The 22384-nt window shown below is 70.0% G+C and carries 26 protein-coding genes, 3 pseudogenes and 1 riboswitch; of the genes and pseudogenes, 9 read left to right on the forward strand and 20 right to left on the reverse strand.

The window, feature by feature from the left end; all coding sequences use genetic code 11:
- Positions 1-104: 104 nt before the first annotated feature.
- The 3 genes and pseudogenes from ACFHYQ_RS19765 to ACFHYQ_RS19775 all read right to left on the reverse strand — a co-directional run.
- Positions 105-776, reverse strand: a complete 672-nt coding sequence (locus ACFHYQ_RS19765) for a lysophospholipid acyltransferase family protein (RefSeq protein WP_394302631.1) — start codon at positions 774-776, stop codon at positions 105-107.
- Positions 777-1104: 328 nt separating this feature from the next.
- A complete protein-coding gene (locus ACFHYQ_RS19770) occupies positions 1105-1503 on the reverse strand; it encodes a ribosomal maturation YjgA family protein (protein WP_394302632.1) in 399 nt (132 codons plus the stop codon).
- 277 nt (positions 1504-1780) lie between these two features.
- Positions 1781-1990, reverse strand: a pseudogene (locus ACFHYQ_RS19775) (sigma factor); the annotation flags it as partial.
- A 72-nt stretch (positions 1991-2062) separates the two neighbouring features.
- Between ACFHYQ_RS19775 and ACFHYQ_RS19780 the strand changes: the two are divergent.
- A pseudogene (locus ACFHYQ_RS19780) lies at positions 2063-2263 on the forward strand (NAD-dependent epimerase/dehydratase family protein); the annotation flags it as partial.
- Between the two features lie 102 nt (positions 2264-2365).
- Here ACFHYQ_RS19780 and ACFHYQ_RS19785 read toward each other — a convergent pair.
- Both ACFHYQ_RS19785 and ACFHYQ_RS19790 read right to left on the reverse strand, forming a co-directional pair.
- Positions 2366-3328, reverse strand: coding sequence for a tyrosine-type recombinase/integrase (locus tag ACFHYQ_RS19785; protein WP_394302633.1), 963 nt, complete (start codon positions 3326-3328; stop codon positions 2366-2368).
- 61 nt (positions 3329-3389) lie between these two features.
- Complete coding sequence (locus tag ACFHYQ_RS19790) at positions 3390-4052, reverse strand: class I SAM-dependent methyltransferase (RefSeq protein WP_394302634.1); 663 nt, start codon at positions 4050-4052, stop codon at positions 3390-3392.
- 413 nt (positions 4053-4465) lie between these two features.
- Here ACFHYQ_RS19790 and ACFHYQ_RS19795 point away from each other — a divergent pair, with 413 nt between their 5' ends.
- From ACFHYQ_RS19795 to ACFHYQ_RS19805, 3 genes are all read left to right on the forward strand, one after another.
- The gene (locus ACFHYQ_RS19795) at positions 4466-4807 is read left to right on the forward strand and encodes an NADPH-dependent F420 reductase (protein WP_394302635.1); all 342 of its coding nucleotides are present in this window, start codon (positions 4466-4468) and stop codon (positions 4805-4807) included.
- Between the two features lie 175 nt (positions 4808-4982).
- Positions 4983-5312: a YciI family protein gene (locus ACFHYQ_RS19800; protein ID WP_394302636.1), complete on the forward strand. Its 330-nt coding sequence runs from the start codon at positions 4983-4985 to the stop codon at positions 5310-5312.
- Between the two features lie 85 nt (positions 5313-5397).
- Positions 5398-6399, forward strand: coding sequence for an RNA polymerase sigma factor (locus tag ACFHYQ_RS19805; protein ID WP_394302637.1), 1002 nt, complete (start codon positions 5398-5400; stop codon positions 6397-6399).
- A gap of 19 nt (positions 6400-6418) precedes the next feature.
- On the opposite strand, the gene ACFHYQ_RS19810 is transcribed toward ACFHYQ_RS19805, so the two are convergent.
- Both ACFHYQ_RS19810 and ACFHYQ_RS19815 read right to left on the reverse strand, forming a co-directional pair.
- On the reverse strand, positions 6419-6805 hold the full coding sequence (locus ACFHYQ_RS19810) for a VOC family protein (protein ID WP_394302638.1): 387 nt from the start codon (positions 6803-6805) through the stop codon (positions 6419-6421).
- Complete coding sequence (locus ACFHYQ_RS19815) at positions 6802-7092, reverse strand: ArsR/SmtB family transcription factor (RefSeq protein WP_394302639.1); 291 nt, start codon at positions 7090-7092, stop codon at positions 6802-6804. Before ACFHYQ_RS19815 ends, ACFHYQ_RS19810 begins: the two co-directional genes overlap by 4 nt.
- Positions 7093-7292: 200 nt before the next feature.
- Here ACFHYQ_RS19815 and ACFHYQ_RS19820 point away from each other — a divergent pair, with 200 nt between their 5' ends.
- A complete protein-coding gene (locus tag ACFHYQ_RS19820; protein ID WP_394302640.1) occupies positions 7293-7775 on the forward strand; it encodes a hemerythrin domain-containing protein in 483 nt (160 codons plus the stop codon).
- An 81-nt stretch (positions 7776-7856) separates the two neighbouring features.
- Here ACFHYQ_RS19820 and ACFHYQ_RS19825 read toward each other — a convergent pair whose 3' ends face one another.
- The 13 genes from ACFHYQ_RS19825 to ACFHYQ_RS19885 all read right to left on the reverse strand — a co-directional run bounded on the left by ACFHYQ_RS19825 (position 7857) and on the right by ACFHYQ_RS19885 (position 19463).
- Positions 7857-9107 (reverse strand): PP2C family protein-serine/threonine phosphatase, encoded by a 1251-nt coding sequence (locus tag ACFHYQ_RS19825; protein WP_394302641.1) that lies wholly within the window; start codon positions 9105-9107, stop codon positions 7857-7859.
- A 29-nt stretch (positions 9108-9136) separates the two neighbouring features.
- On the reverse strand, positions 9137-9985 hold the full coding sequence (locus ACFHYQ_RS19830; protein WP_394302642.1) for a putative protein N(5)-glutamine methyltransferase: 849 nt from the start codon (positions 9983-9985) through the stop codon (positions 9137-9139).
- A 222-nt stretch (positions 9986-10207) separates the two neighbouring features.
- Positions 10208-11875 (reverse strand): phosphomethylpyrimidine synthase ThiC, encoded by a 1668-nt coding sequence (gene thiC, locus ACFHYQ_RS19835; protein ID WP_394302643.1) that lies wholly within the window; start codon positions 11873-11875, stop codon positions 10208-10210.
- A riboswitch (TPP riboswitch) is annotated at positions 11868-11983 on the reverse strand. (Overlaps the previous gene by 8 nt.)
- A gap of 126 nt (positions 11984-12109) precedes the next feature.
- Complete coding sequence (locus ACFHYQ_RS19840; protein ID WP_394302644.1) at positions 12110-12265, reverse strand: hypothetical protein; 156 nt, start codon at positions 12263-12265, stop codon at positions 12110-12112.
- A 3-nt stretch (positions 12266-12268) separates the two neighbouring features.
- Positions 12269-13168 carry a cytochrome c biogenesis CcdA family protein gene (locus ACFHYQ_RS19845; protein ID WP_394302645.1) on the reverse strand — a complete coding sequence of 300 codons (900 nt, stop codon included), beginning with the start codon at positions 13166-13168 and terminating at the stop codon, positions 12269-12271.
- A complete protein-coding gene (locus ACFHYQ_RS19850) occupies positions 13165-13962 on the reverse strand; it encodes a DsbA family protein (RefSeq protein ID WP_394302646.1) in 798 nt (265 codons plus the stop codon). Before ACFHYQ_RS19850 ends, ACFHYQ_RS19845 begins: the two co-directional genes overlap by 4 nt.
- Positions 13963-13998: 36 nt before the next feature.
- Entirely contained in the window at positions 13999-14643 is a 645-nt protein-coding gene (locus tag ACFHYQ_RS19855; protein ID WP_394302647.1) for a hypothetical protein, read from the reverse strand.
- 2 nt (positions 14644-14645) lie between these two features.
- On the reverse strand, positions 14646-15092 hold the full coding sequence (locus ACFHYQ_RS19860; protein ID WP_394302648.1) for a hypothetical protein: 447 nt from the start codon (positions 15090-15092) through the stop codon (positions 14646-14648).
- A 201-nt stretch (positions 15093-15293) separates the two neighbouring features.
- A complete protein-coding gene (locus tag ACFHYQ_RS19865; RefSeq protein ID WP_394302649.1) occupies positions 15294-15686 on the reverse strand; it encodes a cupin domain-containing protein in 393 nt (130 codons plus the stop codon).
- The gene (locus tag ACFHYQ_RS19870; protein ID WP_394302650.1) at positions 15683-16882 is read right to left on the reverse strand and encodes an FAD-dependent monooxygenase; all 1200 of its coding nucleotides are present in this window, start codon (positions 16880-16882) and stop codon (positions 15683-15685) included. Before ACFHYQ_RS19870 ends, ACFHYQ_RS19865 begins: the two co-directional genes overlap by 4 nt.
- Complete coding sequence (locus ACFHYQ_RS19875; protein WP_394302651.1) at positions 16879-17505, reverse strand: TetR/AcrR family transcriptional regulator; 627 nt, start codon at positions 17503-17505, stop codon at positions 16879-16881. Before ACFHYQ_RS19875 ends, ACFHYQ_RS19870 begins: the two co-directional genes overlap by 4 nt.
- Positions 17506-17652: 147 nt before the next feature.
- Positions 17653-18312 carry a response regulator gene (locus tag ACFHYQ_RS19880; RefSeq protein WP_394302652.1) on the reverse strand — a complete coding sequence of 220 codons (660 nt, stop codon included), beginning with the start codon at positions 18310-18312 and terminating at the stop codon, positions 17653-17655.
- Positions 18309-19463, reverse strand: a complete 1155-nt coding sequence (locus tag ACFHYQ_RS19885; protein WP_394302653.1) for a sensor histidine kinase — start codon at positions 19461-19463, stop codon at positions 18309-18311. The genes ACFHYQ_RS19880 and ACFHYQ_RS19885 overlap by 4 nt, the downstream gene beginning before the upstream one ends.
- Positions 19464-19592: 129 nt before the next feature.
- Between ACFHYQ_RS19885 and ACFHYQ_RS19890 the strand changes: the two genes are divergently transcribed.
- The 4 genes and pseudogenes from ACFHYQ_RS19890 to ACFHYQ_RS19905 all read left to right on the forward strand — a co-directional run.
- Positions 19593-21101: an MFS transporter gene (locus ACFHYQ_RS19890; RefSeq protein ID WP_394302654.1), complete on the forward strand. Its 1509-nt coding sequence runs from the start codon at positions 19593-19595 to the stop codon at positions 21099-21101.
- Between the two features lie 8 nt (positions 21102-21109).
- Positions 21110-21838 (forward strand): ABC transporter ATP-binding protein, encoded by a 729-nt coding sequence (locus ACFHYQ_RS19895; RefSeq protein WP_394302655.1) that lies wholly within the window; start codon positions 21110-21112, stop codon positions 21836-21838.
- Positions 21744-22130: an ATP-binding cassette domain-containing protein gene (locus tag ACFHYQ_RS19900; RefSeq protein ID WP_394302656.1), complete on the forward strand. Its 387-nt coding sequence runs from the start codon at positions 21744-21746 to the stop codon at positions 22128-22130. Before ACFHYQ_RS19895 ends, ACFHYQ_RS19900 begins: the two co-directional genes overlap by 95 nt.
- Positions 22131-22135: 5 nt before the next feature.
- A pseudogene (locus ACFHYQ_RS19905) lies at positions 22136-22384 on the forward strand (ABC transporter ATP-binding protein); the annotation flags it as partial.

Raw genomic sequence — 22384 nt, forward strand, 5'->3', positions numbered from 1 at the left:
CCTCGCGGCACCGCGTGACACCCCCTGAGGTCCGGATCGACCTCAGAGCCTAACGTGATCAGTTGGTGATCCGCATCCCGGCCGCGTGCCGGCCCCCGCAGCGATCAGGTGGCCGCTTTGACGCTCGCCGCGTACTTCGGGACGTACTCCTGGCCTGACAGCCGCTGGATGGCCTCCATCACCTGATCGGTGACCTCGCGCCGGTCGCGCGCCCGCCCGGGATCGCCGGCGAACGTCATCGGCTCGCCGATCCGGATGCCGATCCGGTACAGGCGCGGCACCGTTGCCCCCGGCGGCAGCACCTTGTCGACGCCCATCATCGCGACCGGGATCACCGGCGCGTGGGTGGTCAGTGAGAGCCAGGCGACGCCGATCTTGCCGCGGTACAGGCGGCCGTCGGGGGAGCGGGTGCCCTCGGGGTAGATGCCGAACAGTTCGCCGGCCTTCAGCACCTCCACGGCCGAGTCGAGCATGGCCTGGGCGGCCGACGCGTTCTCCCGGTCGATCGACACCGTCCCCATGCCGCGCATCCACAGGGCGGTCAGCGGGTTGCCGGTGAAGTACTCGTTCTTGGCCACGAACCGTACCGGCCGGGGCAGCACCGCGGGCAGGATGAAGGAGTCGAGCACGGACAGGTGGTTGGAGGCGAGGATCGCAGGCCCGCTCGCGGGGACGTTGCCCGCGCCCTCGACCTTCGGTCGCCACAGCAGGCGCATCAACGGAACACTGATGATCTTGCTGGCGCGGTAAAGCACGGACTCTCCTCCATCGGGCATGTGCGATCAACCTTAGGCCGCCGCGCACGTGATTGTGCCGTCGCCACGTGTGGCGTGCTCAGGTTTTGTACGGCACCGCCAACCGGGTGGAGGTGAGACGCGGACGCCCCGCGAGAACGAGTCTCGCGGGGCGCCCACGCGAAGGCCGATGTGGCGGTCGCCTCCTCGGCGAGAGGCACAACACGGCTCCAGCCGAACGGTATTCCGTGAAGGCGATAATTGCGGCCCGGGGGACACAGACCACATCGGCCGGTACCGACTCTAACCGACTCTCGGCCCTTGTTATTCCATCGGCCCCCCATGTCCTGGCATAGCCCCGGAAGAGGGGTCAGCCCGGCCGGGCCGTACGGCAGGTCAGGCGATGTGCCGTCCAGCCCACGCCCGCGCCGATGGCGTACCAGAACAGGTCGGGCGGGTTGAACGAGGTGCCGAACACCAGGCGGGCGAGCACGCTGCGTGCGGCGAGTTCCTCCGGGACGCCGGTGAGCTGGAAGAACTCCACCGCCCAGCTCGCCGCGAGCGCCACCGAGGCGGCGCAGGCGGGCCGCGTCCGCGGAGCGGCCGCCACGACCAGCGCGTACAGCAGCAGCGTGTAAAGGGCGTCCCCGCCGTACTTGGCGACCGGCCCGTCGGCCACGGCCCGGATCCCGAGCCCGGCGGCGACGGTGAGCAGGGCGGCGAGCACCGCGACCGGGCGAGAGACCGGGTGTGGCTCCGAAGCAGGCATGACCGCTGTTGTCCCCATGCTTTCCGTCGGACGATGTCTTGGCCCGGCATAACTGCGACGAAAATTTCAGAAGGATGGGGTCGTATCCGAGCAGGTACGGGGCGGGAGTCGAACGAAGGATTCGAACGAGCAGGGCCAGCAGCGCCTCGAGCATCGCCAACCCCACCGAGTCGGCCAGCTCGGCCTCCTCCTGCGGGATCCGGTCCTCATCGGCCGCGCCGAGCCAGTCGGAGGTGAAACTCTCCAGCGACTCCTCACGCTGGGCCTGCCGCGTCCGGAGCAGGTTGAGACAGACGCGGCTGACCACGGTCGTCAGCCAGGCCGCCAGGTTCTCCACCTGTGACGGGTCGGTCCGGTCGAACCGCAGCCAGGCTTCCTGAACCGCGTCGTCCTCCTCGGCGCAGGAGCCCAGCATCCGGTAGGCGAGCGCCCGCAGCCGAGGCCGCTCCGCCTCGAACCTGTCGAGCGACGAAAAATCTTGGATCACCGTGTCACATTCCTGACCCCGGCCGGGTCGTAGCCGTGCTGCACCGGAAATCTACAACACGGAGATCAACAAATGACTTCCACCACTTTGGTCACCGGCGGCACTGGTCTTCTCGGTTCACAGGTGGTTCCGCTCCTTCGGCCGGCCGGGCACAAGGTCCAGGTGCTGAGCCGGCACGACCGGGAACCGTGCGACGGCGTGGAGTACGTGGCCGTCGATCTGATGGCCGTCGATCTGATGGCCGGGGACGGCCTCGACGAGGCGCTCGACGGGGTACAGACCGTGCTGCACCTCGCCGGAGGGCCCAAGGGTGACGATGTCAGCACCCGGAACCAAGAACCATTGCCTCGCGCTCCGCCCGACCTTGCCCTACCGCTACGTGGCGGGCGGGATGTTCAGCCTGTCGACGGCCTCGCGGCGTCGGCGCTCCGGGCGGCGGTCGTAGCGCGCGGTGGTGGCGGGGGAGGCATGGCCGACCAGGGCCTGGGCGGTCGCGAGGTCGACTCCGGCGTCGAGGAGCTCACCGATGAACGTGCGGCGGAAGTCGTGCGGCGTCCGCTTCGACGCGCCGGCCGAGGCAAGGCGGCGGGAGACGATGTCGGCTATGGCCTGCCCGGTCATGTGGGCCCGCCGTAGCCGTCCCGCCTTGTTGATAGGGCAGAACAGCGGGCCGTACGTTCTGCCTCGCACGTCCAGCCACAGCTCGAGCCGTTCGACCGCCTCGGCTGTGAGGTAGACCAGACGTTCCTTGTCGCCCTTGCCGCGCACGCGCAGCGATCTGGCGTCCAGATCGAGGTCGGCCAGCGTGAGACCGGCGATTTCCGCCCGCCGGCAGCCGGTCGAGTACAGCGCCGCGAGCATGGCCCCGTCCCGCCTTCCGGCGGGTGAGGGGTCCTCGTCGCACGCGGCGAGCGCCGCGGTGAGGATCTCGGCCTGGACATGCCGCCCCGCCGGCACTCGTGTGTGCGCGTAGGCCGGAAGGTCGGCGGCCCGCTGATAGTCCTCACCGCTCATCAACCCGAGCCGCCAGGCCTCCTTCAGCACCCGGCGCAACGCGACCAGGTGCTTGTTCACGTGCGCTGGAGACCATCCCTGCTCGCGCATCAGCGTGCGCAGCTTGACCGTGTGCTCGTACCTCAGTAGTTCCCAGGGCTGGCCCGCACCGGTGGCCTGGGGGTCACCGGTGATGAGGCGGGCGATGCGATCGAGACAGCCCCGCATGGTGCGCCGGGACTCAGGGCTGGGGAGTCCGTCGAGGTAAACGTGATAGGGGTCTGGTCCGACCTGCTCGGGAGGGTTTCGCTCCGGTACGGCGGGCGACATCGCGGGCACGTTCACAGTCGCCGATCATAGTATGAATCTACAATGTAAAGGATGCGGGATGATTCTCAATACCCGCTTACGACAGACCCCGCCAACCTCGCCGAGAGGAATCATCGGGCTTGCGGGCGGTGAACCGTTCGATGATGCCGAGCTTGAACCGATCGTGCCGCTCTATGCCGAATCCCATGCCGAGCACATTGCGGAATGGACGGCGGCGGCAGTGCTCCCCGTGCATGGGCACGCTGAAGGCGTCGATCAGCCACTGCAGCCCGCGAACCGGCCAGGCTGACGACTCCACGTGATCGGCCAGGAGCAGCAGCCCGCCCGGGCGGAGCACGCGCGCCATCTCGGCGAGTGCCTTACGTTCGTCCTCGATCGCGCACAGTGAGAACGTGCAGACGACTGTGTCGAAGCGGCCGTCGGTGAAGCCCAGTGCCCGTGCGTCACCCTGCTGGAGATCGACCCGGCGTCCGGTCTCGTCCGCGCGGCGCCGGGCGACCGCCAGCATGGAGGGGCTCCACTCCACGCCGGTCAGCCGGACGTCATGCGAGTAGTGAGTGAGATTCAGCCCGGTGCCCACGGCCACTTCCAGGACGTCGCCGGTTGCCTGCCCGCATACCCATGCGCGGGTGTCGGCGAAGAAGCGGCGCTCGGCGAAGGCCATCTGCCGGTCGTACGACTCTGCCTGGCGGTCCCAGTAACGGCGCAACCGCCCATCCCGGGGGGAGGAATCGGACATGCGGTCACCGTATCCGCCGTGAGGAGCGGGATCAACGTCGCGATACACCGGGAACCGCCGTGAAGTCGTGGCGGCGTTGCCACCTGGCTAGTAGGACCGGCCGATGTGAAGGTCAAGAGCAGCCCGACGGCCGGGAAGCCGGCCGGGGCGTACGAAGATCGCCGCGCAGAGCCAGCGCGACGGCGCGGATGGCGAGAGGCGGCGACCGTCGGCTTCGGTTCGGGGGACGTGGCCTGTTGTTCATCCCGAGCGTGTTCGGTCAGGTGCTGGGGGCCTGTTTCTCTGAGGCGTGGCCGAATGTGAGCCTGGCCGCTCTTCGAACCGGATGTGCTCGTCGAGGTCGAGGCAACCGCACTGCTCTGAAGCGGCCCGAGTTTGATGGAGAGCGGGTTACTTGGCTTCGGGGCAAGGTCGTGCTGGACACGAACAACTACATGAGCTGGCGCGACGGCCACTTCCCGGTGATCGACTCCGGCGAGAAGACGGTGCACGAACTTCGCCAGGAGCAGCTCCCTACGTCGAAGGTCGCCAAGGCGTTCACCCACATCCAGGCCCCGCGCTTGTTCAGCGCCGCCCGTCCGGCAGGCGACCCGAAGCGGTTCGCGCTGTCGGTCTCGAGCGACTACCCCGAGGCCGTGGAAATCGTCACGCGGTTATACGACCAATTCGGGTTCGACACCGTGGACAACAGCCCGCTGAGCGAATCCTGGCGTACCGCCCCCGGCCAGCCCGCGTGGGTCCGTCACGCGTGGTAGAACCGTGAGGAGTTGGCTCTCAACCTGAGACGGGCGAAGCCCATCATTTCGATGTGAACTTGCGCTGCGGCCCGGGCTGTACCGGCTGCTGTGTGATGGCCGGCGAGTGGCGTTCCCTGTCACATCGTGTTGTTCGACGTTTGGGCAGAGCAACAGAAAACCGAAGGAGAGCCCGATGCGCTACCTGATGATGTCCAAGGTCACGGACACGACTCCCGAGCCGGACGAGAAGCTGTACGCGGAGATGGCCGAGTTCGTCGAGGAACTGAGCGCGGCGGGCGTCCTGCTGGCCACCGGTGGCCTCGAACCGGGCGGCGTGCGCGTGACGTCCCGCGGCGATGAGATCACCGTGACCGACGGGCCGTTCGCCGAGGCGAAGGAGGCCGTGGCCGGCTTCGCGCTGGTCGAGGTCCGTTCCCAGCAGGAGGCGATCGAGTTCACCCGCCGGTTCCGCGGGATCGTCGGCGACGGTGAGACCGTGATCCAGCAGGTCTTCGGGCCCTGAGCCCGCGGCGCCGAGCCGACGTCGAGACCACCGGGAGCGCCGCCCCGCGCTTGCGAGCGGGCCGGGGCGGTGCTGTCATCGTCCGGTGACGGACGTCCATCGCACAATCGACGCGGTCTGGAAGCTCGAGTCGGCCAAGATCATCGCTGGCCTCACGCGGATGGTGAACGACGTCGGCCTCGCTGAGGAACTGGCCCAGGACGCGCTCGTCGCCGCGCTGGAGCAGTGGCCCGGCTCGGGCGCCCCCGACAATCCCGGCGCCTGGCTGACGACCGCGGCCAAGCGCCGCGCCATCGATCACATCCGCCGCTCCCAGCGGGCCGAGCGCAAGCACGAACAGCTCGCCCATGAGCTGGAGCGGCAGCAGGACCCCAAGCCTCCGGTCGAGTCAGAGCAGGACGACGTCCTGCGGCTGATGTTCATCTCCTGCCACGCGGTGCTGCCGACCGAGGCGCGGGTCGCGCTGACGCTTCGCCTCCTCGGCGGGCTGACCGCCGAGGAGATCGCCAGAGCGTTCCTCGCCGACGAGCCGGCGATCACCCGGCGCATCGCACAGGCGAAGCGGACGCTGGCCGAGGAGCGGGTGCCGTTCGAGCTGCCGTCCGGCGCCGAGCCGACCGGTCGCCTGTCGTCGGTGCTCGAGGTCATCTACCTGATCTTCAATGAGGGGTATTCGGCGACCTCGGGGGACGATCTGATGCGGCCGGGGCTGTGCCTGGAGGCGCTGCGGCTGGGGCGGCTGCTGCACGAGTCGGCTGCCGGGGTGCGAACGGTTCTGTCGCTGAACGTCGAGCATCTGGACCTGGAGGATCGCCGGGCCCGGGTGGGCGGCGCCTGGGTGAGCTGGCGGTCGGGCACGGCCCGGTTGCTGCCCCAGCTGGTGGCCGGCCGGACCAGGGGCCCGGTGTTCCTGGCCGACCGGCGGCCGGGGCCGTCGCGGATGCCGCGGGAGGCCGACCTGTGCCCGGAGACGGGCCGCCGGCGGCTGTCGTACGAGCGGGCGGAATACCTGTTCAAGCAGGCCACCAGGCCTCTGGATCCGGCGGGTGACGGCTACACCCTGCGGCAGCTGAGGGCGCGCCGGTGAGCTGCCGCCTTCGCCGGCGCTATGAGTGCTGGGCGATCTGGATGAGGTTGCCGCAGGTGTCGTCGAGCACGGCCGTGGTCACCGGCCCCATTTCGAGCGGCTCCTGGGTGAACCGTACGCCGAGCCCGCGCAGCCGTTCGAACTCCGCGCGGACGTCGTCGACGGCGAACGAGGTGAAGGGTATGCCGTCTTCCATCAGCGCTTCCTTGAAGGGCTTGACGGCGGGGTGCCCGTCGGGTTCGAGGACGAGCTCGACACCGTCGGGGTCATCAGGTGAGACCACGGTCAGCCATCGGGCTTCGCCGAGCGGGATCTCGGTCTTCTTCACGAAGCCCAGCACCTCGGTGTAGAAGCGCAGGGCCTTGTCCTGGTCGTCGACGAGGACGCTTGCGAGGTTGATTCTCATGGGGTCTCCGGTGGTTCGTGCCTGAGCCATCGGTCGGCGATGCGCTCAAGTGGTCGTCTGTCGAAGTCGTGGAACTTGTACCGGCCCTGCCGCCGGGTCGTCACCAGACCGGCGGCTTCGAGCACGGCGAGGTGCTGTGAGATCGCCTGGCGGGACGATCCCAGCCCGTGCCTGGCCACGAGTCTCGAGCAGATCTCGAACAGCGTCTGGCCGTTCCGCTCGGCCAACTCGTCGAGGATCTTCCTGCGGGTGGGGTCGGCCAATGCCTTGAAGACATCTTCCGCCATGCCCCGATAATAGGCAAGCATCTGCTTGCATGACAATGTCTACCTGGGAATGCGGCCGGTGTCCCCGGCTGTTTCACCGACCGGCGGCGTGACCGACGGCCCGGCGGCCGGTGACGAAGGACCCTGCCCGCAGCCCTGCCGTGCGAGGGAGACTGCACGTGGGCGGCCCGTGGGATGGAGCCCGCGCAAGGGGGTTTCGGATGTGCGAGTACTGCGGTTGCCAGGCGCTGGCGACCATCGACGAGTTGACGCGTGAGCACGACGCCGTCGTCGACCTGATCGGAGAGGTGCGGACCGCGCACCGGAACGGGGACGTGGGTCTCATGGCCGAACTGGCCCGGCGGATCGCGGCCATTCTGGAGCCGCACACGCAGGTCGAGGAGCACGGCCTGTTCCCGGCGCTCGCCGCCGACTTCCCCGACCAGATCGCGGCGCTGGAGGCCGAGCACCGGCGGGTCGAGGCGGTGCTCGGCGAGGCGGGAGACGCCCCATCGGGCGTCCCCGCCGACCCGGCCTGGCCACGGCGGCTCCTGGACGTCCTCGACGTCCTGCGCCGCCACATCCTCAAGGAGCAGGACGGGGTGTTCCCCGCCGCCCTGGCCGGTCTGAGCACGGGCGACTGGGAGGCCATCGAGGCGGTCCGCGAAAGCGCCGGGTGCCTGCTGCCGCGTGCCGCGGCCTGATCATCCTGCTTGCGAGCCCCCGGCTGACCGCGCCTCCTCGGCGTCGTCCAGAGCGTCATTCAGCGCATGGTCATGGCGTGGTCACAGCGCGAACTTGCGGTGCCGCTGGGTGCGCCATTCGACCAGCAGCACGGTCGCGTCGTCCTGCAGGACGCCCTGCTGGTGGTCGAGGACGCTGACGATCAGCCGGCGGACGGTCTCCGGGGCGGACACGCCGTCGGCTTCGCGGCGGATCACGAAGCTGGTGAAGCGTTCCATGCCGAACGGCTCTCCCTCGGGGTTACGCGCCTCGATGATGCCGTCCGTGTAGAACAGCAGCCGGTCGCCGGGTTCGAGCTGGTAGCGGGCGAGCTCGCCGGACAGCCCGAGCGCCATGCCCATCGGCGGCGCCGGCGGTGCCTCGTCCAGGGTGGCGACCCGCCGCCCCTGCCGCAGGATCAGCGGCGGGTGGTGGCCCCGGTTGATCCAGGTCAGCCAGCCCGTGTCGATGTCGAGCGTGGCCAGGATGCCGGTGGCGAAACGATCGCCGCCGAGCTGGTCGGCGATGGCCTCGTCGACCGCCTCACTGGCCGTGACCAGGTCCAGGCCGCGGCGGCGGCTGTTGCGGTAGGAGCCCACGGCGATCGTCGCGGTGAGCGCGGCGGCGGCATCGTGGCCCATCGCGTCGAAGATGGACAGGTGTGCGGTGTTCTCCTCGATCGCGTAGTCGAAGACGTCTCCCCCCACGTTGTAGGCCGGTTCCAACGCGACACTGATCACCACGCGGTCGTTGACCAGGGTCTCGGGGGGCACCAGGTTCCACAGCACCTCGGCCGACAGCGCCATCGGGCAGGTGCGCACCAGGCGGGCGTGGCTGTCGCTGCGGTCGCGCTTACTCTCGACCAGCAGGGCCACCATCGTGCCCAGCCATTGGGCGCGCGACCGGTTGATCTCGTCGTCCATCGGCACGGTGACCCCGAGCACGCCGATCCGCTCGGCCCCGTCCAGCATGGGCACCCACAGCCGGCGGGGGCCGGCGGGCGAGCCCGGCTCCACCGGCTCGCCCTCGCCGGGGTCGGCGGCGAGCCGGGCCGCGACGACCTCGAGATCTCGGAAGGCCCTCCCTGCCAAGGTGGTCTCGATGCGGATGGGGGAGAGCTCCTCACCGTGTTCGTCCCGCTGGCCCGTCATCGGCAGCAGGACCTTCATCTGCAGGTCGATCAGGTAGATCATGGTGTGGGAGAAGCCGACCAGCGCGGCATGCTCGGCGACCAGCCGTGGCAGATCCTCCATCGTGGTCAGATGGCTGGCACGCAGCAGACCGCCCAACATCCGCTCGCCGTCGCTCTGCATGTCGGGCTTACTACCCGTGTTATCCCAGATCAGGCACCGGCAGGTACGCCGACGCGGTCGGGGCCGGTGCCGATGACCACGGTGGCGTCCAGGTCGTCGGATCCGGCCAGGCGGGCGTTGAGCCCGCTGCGGGCTGCCGCTTCGACGGTAGGCCGCGCCTGGCTCCGGCTCGTCTCGACCAGCAGGTGGCCGCCCGGCGCCAGCCAGGCCGGTGCCTCGGCGATCACGCGCCGTACGATGTCCAGGCCGTCCACTCCGCCGTCCAGCGCCACCGGCGGCTCGTGCAGGCGGGCCTCCGGCGGCAGCAGCCCGATCGCCTCGGTGGGCACGTAGGGAGCGCTGGCGACCAGGAGGTCGACCCGGCCACGCAGTGTCACGGGCAGCGGGTCGTACAGGTCGCCCTGGTACGCCCGGCCGCCCATGGCGGCGATGTTGCGGCGGGCGCACCGCACCGCCGCGGGATCGACGTCGACCGCGTGCAACTCGACCGCGTGTGCCGTGCCCGCCGCCGCTGCCAGTGCCGCGCCTATCGCGCCGGAGCCGCAGCACAGGTCGACCACCAGGGGCCGAGTGCGGGCGGGAAGCCGGCGGATGAGTTCGACGGCCTGGTGTGCGAGGAACTCGGTGCGGCGGCGGGGCACGAACACTCCCGGATCCACCGCCATCCGCAGGCCGCAGAACTCCGCCCAGCCCAGCACGTGTTCAAGGGGGAGGCCGGACGCTCGCCGCGCCACCATGGCGGCCAGCTCGTCCGGCGTACGCGCGGCGCGGACGAGCAGGCCCGCCTCGTCCTCGGCGAAGACGCAACCGGCGGACCGAAGCCTGGCGACGACCTCGGACAGGGGAAACAACGGGAAAGGGGATGAGAAGCCCGACATGGGAGCCTTTCGGGACGCCGTGGGGCTCCTGCCGATCGCCTATGCGAGGCGGGGAGAGGGGAGCACCCAACCTGATCTGGCGGTAATGGGTCTCACCTCCTCGGGACGATCACTTGCGGGCTACATATGGTACCAGAGGCGGTCGCGGCCTCGACGACCGGCCCCGCCGTACGGCTCGGCAACCGGGCCGGGCCGTACGGCGGGCGAAGCCGGCGACCGGGCTCAGGGGAGGTCGGCGATCGGCACGTACACGGCGCCGCCCTGGTCGAGGAACTGGGCGGACTTCTCCGCCATCCCCGCCGTGAGCGCCTCCGACTCCGTCAGCCCCCGCTCGGCGGCGAACCGCCGCACATCGTGGCTGATCTTCATGGAGCAGAACTTCGGGCCGCACATGGAGCAGAAGTGCGCCGTCTTGGCCGGTGCGGCCGGCAGTGTCTCGTCGTGGAACGAGCGGGCGGTGTCGGGGTCGAGCGACAGATCGAACTGATCCTCCCAGCGGAACTCGAACCTCGCCTCCGACAGTGCGTCGTCCCAGGCCTGGGCCAGCGGGTGTCCCTTGGCCAGATCGGCGGCGTGAGCCGCGATCTTGTAGGTGATCACGCCGGTCTTCACGTCGTCCCGGTTCGGCAGTCCGAGGTGCTCCTTCGGCGTGACGTAGCACAGCATGGCCGTGCCGTACCAGCCGATCATGGCGGCGCCGATGCCGGAGGTGATGTGGTCGTAGCCGGGTGCGATGTCGGTGACCAGCGGCCCGAGGGTGTAAAAGGGGGCGTCGTCGCACAGCTCGCGCTGCAGATCGACGTTCTCCTTGATCTTGTGCATGGGCACGTGGCCCGGTCCCTCGATCATCACCTGCACTTCGTGCTCCCGGGCGATCTCGGTCAGCTCGCCCAGCGTGCGCAGCTCGGCGAACTGGGCCTCGTCGTTGGCGTCGGCGATCGAGCCGGGCCGCAGCCCATCGCCGAGGGAGAACGCCACATCGTAGGCGGCGAAGATCTCGCACATGTCCGCGAAGTGCTCATACAGGAAGCTCTCCCGGTGATGCGCCAGGCACCATGCGGCCATGATCGACCCACCGCGGGAGACGATGCCGGTCTTACGGCGAGCGGTCAGCGGCACGTACGCCAGGCGGACCCCGGCGTGCACGGTCATGTAGTCGACGCCCTGCTCGCACTGTTCGATCAGGGTGTCGCGGTAGACCTCCCACGACAGGTCGGCGGCCACCCCGCCCACCTTCTCCAGCGCCTGGTAGATGGGTACGGTTCCGACCGGCACGGGGGAGTTGCGGATGATCCACTCGCGGGTGGTGTGAATGTCTCGGCCGGTGGACAGGTCCATGACGGTGTCGGCCCCCCATCGGGTGGCCCAGGTCATCTTCTCCACCTCCTCCTCGATGGAGGAGGAGACCGCCGAGTTGCCGATGTTGGCATTGATCTTCACGAGGAAGTCACGACCAATGATCATCGGTTCGCTCTCGGGGTGGTTGACGTTGGCCGGGATGATGGCCCGCCCGGCGGCCACCGCGTCCCGGACGGACTCCGGGCTCACCCCCTCCCTGGTCGCGACGAATTCCATCTCCCGGGTGATCACGCCGCGTCGGGCGTAGGCCAGCTGCGTCACCGGCGCCCCGGTGGCCCGCATCGCCCGGCCCGGGCCGCTCGGGGCCACGTCGCCGCGATCGCGGATCCACTCCTCCCGCCGCCGCGGCAGTCCGCGGGTGAGGTCGGTGGTCGCGGCCGGGTCGGTGTACGGCCCGGAGGTGTCGTAGAGCCGTACCCGTTCGCCGTTGGACAGCAGGACCTCGCGCATCGGCACCCGGAGATCCCCGACGTGAACCTTGGCAGAGCGGATCCCGGAAGATCTGGTTTCGGAAATACGCGCGTCGCTCATCTGCGAAACTCCCTTCGCCGGCATTACCCGGAGCAGGTTCTGGCGGTCGGCGGCTGATCGATAGCCGTCCTCTCAGCCCGGTCGCACCGGGCTCCCGCGTCGGTCGGCGTCAACGTAACCCGGCCCCGCAAGACGCGCAAGATGGCAGTTGTCTTCCCTAAATTAGCTTTGTCAATTGTCTTTGCCGGGGCAGGGCCGGCAGGGGGACCGAGCGTCGCCCCTGGCCGGTCAGTCTCACCGTGCGTGATTCGCGGGCCCGGCCCGGCCATCGGCGACGTCAACAACGTCAACAACGTCAACGGGGACCGGCAGGGTCGCGGCCAGCCGGTCGATCTTCTCGTTGAGCGCCCGGATCTCGTTCATCACCGCGAAGTGCTGCTGCAACTCCAACTATCACCCAGAGTCGGATGGCGGCCGGGGCCGCGTTCGGGAGGAGACCGCCTGCTCGGTCACTTCGCTCGTCCGGACCTGTGTGGAAGCGGAACGGCGGAAGCGGACGACCAGGATCACCGCCACGATCACCGCCATGGCGAGCAGGACGACCGCGATATCGGGAATCCCGGCGGAGATCCGTCCGACCCACTGCTCGACCGCGTACTCGCCGTCCACCCCCATCAGCCCGGGAAGTGCGGAGGTCCCGTCGAAGAGCAGGAAGATCACCCCGAGAAGGACGAAGAAGACCCCCGACAGCAGTGAGTTGGTGTGCAGGTGCAGCGGCCCCAGGTGAAAGCCCCGCCCCCGGAGCCAGCGCCTGCCCCCCAGGTGGAACCGGTCCCACATCAGGGCGAGCAGGAACATCGGGAAGGCCATGCCGAGCGCGTAGACGGCCAGCAGCGCACCCCCGTAGACAGGGTTGCCGCCGATCGCGGACACGGTCAGCACGCCGCCGAGGACGGGCCCCGCGCAGAAGCCGGCCAGGCCGTAGACCGTGCCGAGCGCGTAGACCGATCCCGCCGATCCCGGGCGGATGCCGGCCGCTTTCTCCTGTATGCGGCGCGAGGCGAAGCCGATCCCCAGCACCTGGGCGATACCGAGGGCGATGACCGTCCAGCCGCCGATGGTCACGAGCAGGTCCCGGTGGCCGTAGAACAGCCGCCCGGCGAGCGACCCGGCCGCACCCAGGGGCACAAGCGTGGTGCACAGCCCCGCGTAGAAGAGCAGGGTACGGCCGAGCAGCCGCGCGGTGGTGCCGAACGCGTAGGCGAAGAAGGCCGGCAGCAGGAGGGCGCTGCACGGGCTGAGCAGCGCGAGCAGCCCGCCGAGGAAGGCGGCGAGATAACCGATGTCAGTCATTTCCCCGTTACCCCGGGCGAGGACGCCACCGGGGGCGTCCCGGCGGCCAGCCTGGCCTTCTCGATGGCGGCCTCGAAGACTTCAAACGGCTGCGCCCCCAAAATGGGCTGCGCGTTCACCAGGAACGCGGGGGTACTGGTCACTCCGATCCGATATCCCTCCTCACTGTCGCGGTCGATGGCGACCTGGGCCGCCGCACTCTTCATGTCCGCGCGGAATCGGTCGAGATCCGGCACGCCCGCCTCGCGGGCCATCTTCTCGAGCTTGCCGGGGGCGAAGGCGCCGCTGTTGCGCGTGCGCTCCTTGGAGAAGGCGACGTTGTAGAACTCCCAGAACCTGCCCTGCTGCGCGGCGGCGTATCCGGCACGGGCGGCGGCCGTCGACTCATCACCGAAGATCGGGAAGTTGCGCCATTCGATGCGCAGGGTGCCGTCCTGCACGTACTTCATCAGCTGAGGTTTGGTGTCCCTCGCGAACTTTCCGCAGTACGGGCACTGGAAGTCGGCGTACTCGACCAAGACCACGGGCGCGTCCACGCGTCCCGTGGCACTGCCGTCATCGACGTCACGCCGGGCCAGGGCGAGCAACGCCCTTTCCAACTCCGGCGGCATCTGCGTTTCGACACTGCCGGTGGCCGATGAGGCCGATGTGGAAGGGGTGGCGACCGGCGCGCTCGGGGTACCGCCGGGGGTCGCGGTGAGTGAGGCGAGGCCCAGGATGACAACGGCGACGAGGGCGGCCGCGGCGACGACGGTTCCGCGGGTTCGGCCGCCGCCGGAGGTGGTGCTGGACACAGGATGCTCCTGATGAGATGGAAGGGAAGACGAAGATCAGTCGCCGGACCGGCGGCCACGTTCGGTAGCAAGCGGCGGCGGTACGGCAGGCGGCGCCGGACGTACCGGACAGTTCACTTCCCCGGACAGGCGGCGAACCGCCGCCACCGCCAGCAGAAGTACCGAAGCCACCGCGGCCACCGGCTGGATGGGTGCCCATACGGTCATCGCCCCGGAGGCACCGAGCAGTAGCAGCGCGAGTTTGTTGCACACCGGGCAGCCCACAGCGAGGAATGACAGCACCGCGCCGACAGCGCCCAACCGGGAGGAGCCCCGATCAGCGCGCACCCGGGCCCCGGAGGTATCGGCAAAGGTGGCGATCACCAAGCCGCCCAGCATGGCGGTGGCGGCCAGTGTCGGATAGTTCCACCACTGAACGGGCACCTCGCGGCCGAAGAGTGGGTTGGGGATCACCACGGTGGGCACTCCGACGACCAGTACGGTCAGGAGCGCACCACCGGCAGCGGTCGCCCAGCGGGCGCCGCCCCAGATCCGCAGCGCGGTCAGCGCGGAACGCTGCTCGTTCAGTACGGCGACGACCAGTCGCTTGAGGAAATGCCGAATGGTTGAAGAATCCATGAAGATGTCCTGTTCTGGTCGGATCATTCGACCTGCCACGAGCGCCTTGACGGGCGCGGGCATGTCTAGATCCGCAGAACAGACAGAAGAATCGGCGCGGGGGCTGGAGGGGCCGGGCCGGCGCACCCGGCACTGTGTCTGTCCGCCGGAAGCCGAGTTGCGACCTGCGGCCTGGCGATGCTCAGGAAGCCGCTCCCGTAAGAGTCGGCCCGGAGGGACGGTGATCCCTCGGTCACGCTCGGCTTCTTCGAGCAGCCGTGGCCCGAAGCGCCATCGTCGCCGTCCGCGGTGGCGTGTGCCACTGCCACGAGGAGGCCGGTCGCGTCAGACGATCCCTGGGCGGTCACGGCATCCGGGGACGCGATCCGCTCGAGCCCGGCGGTGACGCTCACTGTGGAGATCAGCCCGCAGGCGAAGACCGCGAAGGCGAGCAGTATGAGCACCAACGCCGGCACGGAGAGCCTCAGCACCGCAGGCGTCGGCACCATTCGGGCGGTGCGGCTGCGGTGCATGGAGAGGCGTCCCTTCGTGACGACGTGCGACAGCAGCCACCCTATGAGAGGGGGCGCTGACGCGGCAAAACGCCCTCACCGAGCCGCGACCCCGACAACACCCCTGGCAGCGCCGTCGAGCCTCCGGACGCCGCCTCCACGTAGACCATGCTCAATCTCCGCGGTCAAACTCAGGCGAATACCGGCCATTCCCCTCCGCGCTCATTCGAGTTCGTGCCCTGTCGTCGCATCGATGTGGTCGGGGATCTCCGCGTGGCGGTCTCCGACCGTCGGTGTCCCGCTGGGCTCGAACAGCAGGATCGAAGCGCCGCCCGGCGCGTACGGCTTGTGCTCCGTGCCGCGGGGGACGGTGAACACGGCACCCCGGGGGAGCCGGACCGTGCGCTCCCCGCCGGGCTCCCGCAGGGAGATGTGCAGTTCCCCGTCGAGCACCAGGAAGAACTCATCGGTGTCGTCGTGGACGTGCCAGATGTGCTCGCCCTGGACTTTGGCGACGCGTACGTCGTAGTCGTTGACGCGGGTGACGATGCGGGGGCTCCACAGGATGTCGAAGGAACTCAGAGCCCTGCTCAGATCGATGGGTTCGTTGTTCATGGGTGAATCCTCGCCCGTTGAGCATGATCGGCGCGAGTGTTAGAGGCGGTGGATTTGCCGACCAGCGCGGCGGCCATGTACCGGTCGAGGAGGGGAAGCCTGGCCAGTTTGAGCGCCGCGCGCCGGACGCCGAGCTGCCAGGCGGACGCGGGGACGAACCAACGTGCCGCGTTCCTCGCCGCCTGCTGCTTTTCGGTGACCACCGGCCGCAGCGTCCGCTCGTAGTGCCCCAGCGCGGTGTCGATGTCACCGGTCTGGGACAGCTGCTCGGCCAGGACGTAGGCGCCGGTCATGCCCAGGGAGGCGCCCTGCCCGGCCAGCAGGGACACCGCGTAGGCGGCGTCGCCGATCAGCACGACCCGGCCCCGGCTCCAGGCCGGCATGTCGATCTGGGCCACCTGGTCGTAGTACACCTGCTCGGGTGGCGGGCAGGCGGCCAGGGCGCGCGGCACCATCCAGCCCAGCGTCGCGTACTCGCTGCGGAGGGCCGCGCGTGGATCGGCCGGTAACGCCGGGTCGGGGGAGCGGTGCACGGTGAACACGGCCACCCGATCGCCGGGCAGTCCGTAGAAGCCCATCTCCCGGTTGGCGGTGTCGGTCAGGCAGAACCGGCCGGCGACCTCGGCGTGCACGTCGGCGTCCTCGAAGCTGTAGGCGGCGGTGTGGTATCCCAGGTACCGCAGGAACTCGCGCTCCGGCCCGAACACCAGGCCGCGGACGGCCGAGTGGACGCCGTCGGCGCCCACCAGCAGATCGGCGTCGACGGCGTCGCCGTCGGTGAGGGTGATCGTGACGCCGTCGGGGCGGCTGTCGATGCGGGTGAGACTCGTGGCGTAGCGCAGGTCGACGCCGGGGGAGAGGTGTTCGCGCAGTGCGCGTTCCAGGTCGGGGCGCATGATGCTGATCAGCCGGCCGTCGACGATCTTGGCGAACTGGGCGAAACTCATCCGGGCGCGCGGGCGACCGGTCCGGTCCCGGTAGGTCAGCTCCTCGACCCGGTGGCCGAGCTCGCGGATGCGGGGCAGCACACCCAGGACCTCGGCGGCGTCGTAGCCCGGCCCGAAAAAGTCGATCATGTAGCCCTGGGTCCGGGGGGCGGGCGCCTTCTCCAGCACCACGACCTCGGCGCCGAAGCCGTGGAGGTGCTGGGCGAGGGCCAGCCCGGCGATCCCGGCTCCGCAGATGACTACCTTCATGCCGATTCACCGGCCTTTCGTGGAGGTGGGCGGTCGTCGTCGGGGGCGTGACGATCGAGAGGCGTGACCAGCCGATGCAGGACGGACACCACGTCGGAGGCCTCCAGGCCGGGGCCGAGCGCGCGATGCAGCACGATGCCGTCGATCGCGGCGGCCAGGACGGCCGCGGTCGCCTCGGGGGAGGGCACCGCGTGCTCGGTCAGGTGGTCGGCGAGCCGTCGCCGGAACCCGGTCATGACCTCGGCCAGTGAGCGGCGCAGGCCCTCGTCGCGGGTGGCGGCCAGATATGCCTCGGTGAACAGCAGCGAGGTGGCGTCCCGGCCGTCGTGGTCCTCCAGCAGGCCCATCATCAGCCCGAGCGCCTCACCGGGCGTGGCGGCCCGGGCCAGCGCAGGTCCCGCCTGCTCCACCACGTCGCCGATCACGTCGAGTGCCGCCTCGGCCAGCAGGGCCCGCACCGAGGTGAAGTGGTAGTGCACCACCCCCGGGGCGACGCCGGCCCGCTCGGCCAGCATCCGGGTGCTGACCGCCGTCCAGCCCCGCTCGGCGATCAGTTCGGCCGCCACCCGCAACAGCCGGCGGCGCACCTCCCGTCCCCGATCCGCGGCCGTAGTTCCTGCCACGCACTCCTCCTGTCGCGATGATTGGTCACCCACCCTGGGCGACTGTCCTGGACGAATGACCAAATTCTACCGCGTGGGCGTATCTTCTGGTGAATTCGTCAAGCCGATGAAGTCGCCGGCGAACTCCCACCGGTCGCCGGCACGCGATCAGCCGCGCCGCGGAGTGACGAGGCCGGATTCGTAGGCGAACACCACGAGCTGGGCGCGGTCCCTGGCATGCAGCTTGGTCATCGCCCTGCTGACGTGCGTCTTGGCGGTGGTCGGGCTGATCACCATGTGGGCGGCGATCTCGTCGTTCGACATGCCGCGGGCCACCAGCGCGGTGACCTCACGCTCGCGGTTGGTCAGCACGTGGAGACCCTCCGGCGCGGGCTCGGGGCGACGGGCGACGTACTCGCCGATCAGGCGGCGGGTGATCGCGGGCGACAGCAGCGCGTCGCCGCGGGCCGCGACCCTGACGCCCTGCAGCAGGTCGGCGGGTTCGGCATCCTTGAGCATGAAGCCGCAGGCGCCGGCGCGGAGCGCGTTGAAGACGTACTCGTCGAGGCCGTAGTTGGTGAGGATCACGACGTGGACGCCGCTCAACCGCTCGTCGGCGGCGATCAGCCGGGTCGCCTCGATGCCGTCCATCACCGGCATCTGGATGTCAACGAGGGCGACGTCGGGCACGTGCTCGAGGGCGAGCGCGACGCCCTGCTCGCCGTTGGCGGCCTCGGCCACCACCTCGATGTCGTCCTCGATCTCCAGCAGGGCCCGGAAGCCGCCGCGAATGAGCGCCTGGTCGTCCACGAGCAGCACACGGATCACGATCCTTCTCCCAGGGGAAGCTCGGCGCGTACGGTGAAGCCGCCCTCGGGGCGGGGCTCGGCCCGCAGCCGGCCGCCGAGCGTCGTGACGCGCTCGCGCATGCCGAGCAGACCCGTACCGGGTACGGGCGGTTTATCCGGGTCGGCGGTGCCGTCGTCGTCGACCTGTACGACCAGTTCCCCGTCCGCGTAGTCGATGTGCACCGCCGCGGCCGCCCCGCCGGCGTGCCTGGAGACGTTGGTGAGCGCCTCCTGGACGATCCGGTACGCGGCCCGGTCCACCTCGGCCGGCAACTCCCGCCGCGCTCCGGAGATCGTCACCGTGGCCGGCAGCCCGGCCGAGCGGGCCCGCTCCACCATGTCGTCGAGCCGGTCCAGGCCACTGGCCGGAGCCTCGCCGTCGGAGCTGCCGGGGTCGCGCACGGGATCGCGCAGCACCTCCAGGGTGGCGCGCAGCTCGCGCATGGCGTCCCTGCCGGCTTCCTGAATGGCCAGCAGCGCGGGGGGCACGTCCTCACCGCGCTTGCGTGCCAGGTGGACGGCCACCCCGGCCTGGACTTTGATGATCGAGATGCTGTGGGTGAGCGAGTCGTGCAGTTCCCTGGCGATGCGCAGCCGCTCTTCCCCCGCACGGCGCCGGGCCACCTCCTCGCGGGTGCGCTCGGCCTCGGCGGCACGCCGCTCGGCCTCTTCCAGGTACGCCTGCCGGTGCCGGGTCACCGTCGCCGCCACGCCGGCCGCCACGAACCAGCCGACCAGCAGTGAGGAGTTCTGGAGATTCCGCAGCACCCCGTCGGCGCCGGGCAGGTTCACCACCAGGTCGGCGCCCAGGAAGACCACGCCCGCCAGCGCCGCGGCCGGCCGATGGCCGGCCCGGACCGCGGCGAACACCGACACCAGCACGGGAAAGGCGGCCGGTGGGCCCGGCTGGATATGCGCCGTGACCACGAGCATGCAGGCCGTGCTGACGAGCAACGACACCAGGGGCGCCCGCCGCCAGGCGACGAGCGCGAGCGAGCCGGCGAGGACGGCCGCGAAATCCACGGCACCCGCGCGTGGCGAGACGAACGCGACGACCGCCAGCAGGATGGCCATCACCACGGCGAGCAGGCCGTCCTGGATGAGCGGCCACCACCGGTCTGCAGGGCTCATCTGTGTAGATTACGATCTTTTCCGCCGACGGGTCGTCCGCGGTACGTAGCAATAATTCACTACTCCCCGCGGTGTAGTGGGGCCGCTCCTACTTCCCAGACATCAGGCGCAGGAGCCTTTCTGGGCACGATGACCGCCGACCAGCCCGAATACCACGATGTCGGCATGCAGATGATCCGAGACAAGGGCGAGTCCCGCTACGTTAGCCCGGAGATCTCCCGGCCGGGGATCACCCTCGCCGCGGTGTCCGTCGTGCAGTTCCTGGTGTCTTTGGATCTGTCGATCGTGAACGTCGGGCTCCCGCGGATCGCCGCTGGCCTGGGCTTCAGCGCGGTGGGCCTGACCTGGGTGATCCACGCCTACGCGCTCACCTTCGGCGGGCTGCTCCTGCTGGGCGGCAAGGTCGCCGACTCCTACGGTCGCAAGCGGGTCCTACTGTTCGGGCTCGGCCTGTTCGGCCTCTCCTCACTCGTCGGCGGCTTCGCGCAGGAGCCCGGCCATCTGGTCGCCGCCCGTGCCGTACAGGGCATCGGAGCCGCCGCACTGGCTCCGGCCGCGCTGGCACTGCTGACCGCGACATTCCCCACGGGCAGGGCCCGCGTCCGGGCCTTCGGCGTATGGAGTGCGGTGAACGCCGCCGGGGCCGCCCTCGGCGTCCTGATCGGCGGCCTGCTCACCGAGTACGCCGGCTGGCGCTGGGTGATGTTCGTGAACGTGCCGATGGCCGCGGCCGCGGTGGCCCTGGCCTGGCGGATCGCCCCCGGCCCGCCGCCACGTCGCGGCGGCCGCCCGGACGTCCTCGGCGCAGTCCTGGCCACCGCGGGCATGACGGCACTGGTGTTCGGCGTCGTCCGCACCGACCAGCACTCCTGGACCTCGCCAATCACCGTGACGACGTTGGCGGTCGCCGCCGCATCGCTGGCCGCGTTCATCCATGTCGAGCGGACCACCACCCGCGAACCGCTGATCCGGCTCGGCCTGTTCGCCAACCGCTCGGTCGCCGGCGCGAACGCCTACAACCTCCTGGTCGGAGCGGTCCTGGCCTCGGCGTTCTACTTCCTGTCCCTCTACCTGCAACGCGTGCTCGGGACCGGACCGGCGCTGACCGGCGTCATGTTCCTGCCGCTCGCCCTCGGCGTGATCGTCGGCTCGGTGCTCGCCGTCAAACTCGGCTACCGTCTCGCGCCGCGGACCCTCATGGTCACCGGCGGACTGCTGACCGCGGCAGGCTGCGCCTGGTTCGGCCTGATCAGCCCGGACGGCGCTTTCCTCACCGACGTCCTGGGGCCCTCGATCGTCGCCAGCGTCGGCTTCGGGCTCTGCCTCGGACCGGTCGTCTCCACCGCCACCGCTGGCGTCGCGCCCCACGAGACCGGCACTGCCTCGGGCCTGCTCAACAGCTCACGACAGATCGGCGCCTCACTCGGGCTGGCCGCCCTCGGCACCGCCGCGCACATCCGCACCGGCCAGTCCGCCACGCCCGACGCCCTCAACGCCGGATACGCGCTCGGCCTGGCGCTCGGTACCGCGCTCCTGGCCGCCGCCGTCCTCATCGCCCTCACCGTCCTGCCCCGGACCGGACCGCCATCACCGGCTGAGCGGACCGATGACCGCGATTCGCTCCCCGCCCGGGACTGAGGAGAACGATGACCACCACCGACCTTGCCCAGGCGGGAGAGCGGCCCACACCGCCACCGGTAGTCAAGGCGTTCGGCGGGTCCGAGCGCGCCCACCGCAGCTTCCTGTCGGCCGTGGACGATTTCGTCGGTGTCTTCTTCCGGTGGGTGCGTGGCATGTCCGTGATCGCCGCCGGGATGCAGCTGGCGCTGTCGCCTCCGTTCGTGCTGCTGGTCGTGCTGACCGGCGGCGCGACTCTGATCACGTCCGGTGGCCTGGCCCCGGCCGACCTGCTGCCCTTCCTGCTGCTCGGACTGGGCCTGACCGCTCCGGTGGCGGCTCTCGGCCACGGCTTCGACGACATGCAGGCCGCCCGGCGCGCGGTCGGCCGGATCAGGGAAGTGCTCGCCGTACGGCCGCTGCCGGAGCCCGCGCACCTGGTCGCACCACAGGGCCACCGGGTGGAACTGCGTGACGTCCGATTCGGCTACCAGCGAGGGGAGCACGAGCTCACGCGCACTACCGAGCCGATCGAGCTCGTCGACGAGCGCCGCAGTCGCGAGGAACACGAACCCGATCACGAGGTGCTGCGCGGGATCGACCTGGTCCTCGAACCGGGGACGGTCACCGCGGTCGCCGGAGCTGCCGCGCGGATACGAGACGGTGATCGGCCAGGACGCCCGGCTGTCGGGTGGCGAGGCGCAGCGGATCTCGATCGCACGCGCGCTGCTGGTCGACGCGCCCGTTCTGGTGCTTGACGAGGCGACCTCCTTCGCCGACCCGCAGACCGAACAGGCGGTGCGCCGGGCCCTGGCGACGCCGGCGGGTGATCGGACGATTCTGGTCATCGCCCATCGCCTGGAGACGATCGCCGGCGCCGACGCCATCGTGCTGCTGGACGACGGGGAGATCGTCGAGCGCGGCACACCCGCCGAACTGCTGGCCCGGGGCGGAAAGTTCGCCGAGTTCTGGCGTTCTCACCGATCGGCGGCCGGCGACGAGACCGAAACCCGCGGTGGCGGCATACGGCAAGGAGACGAGCCCCGGTGATCCGAATGCTGCTGCGCGTGCTCGGACACGAGTACGCCCAGGCGATGCGCCGCACCGTGGCCCTCATGACGACGACCGCGATAGCCGAGGGCCTGTCCTACGCACTGCTGGTTCCGGTGCTGCGGGCCCTGCTGGGGAGCACACCCGCGGACGCGCGGCCCTGGCTGATCGCATTCGGGGCCGCGGTCGCGGTCTACCGGAATGCGGGCCAGTGCTCCGGCGTTCACGCCGGGGGTGAAGGCCCGCGCGGGAGT

The organism is Sphaerimonospora cavernae, assembly GCF_042435035.1.
Classification (GTDB): Bacteria; Actinomycetota; Actinomycetes; order Streptosporangiales; family Streptosporangiaceae; genus Sphaerimonospora; species Sphaerimonospora cavernae.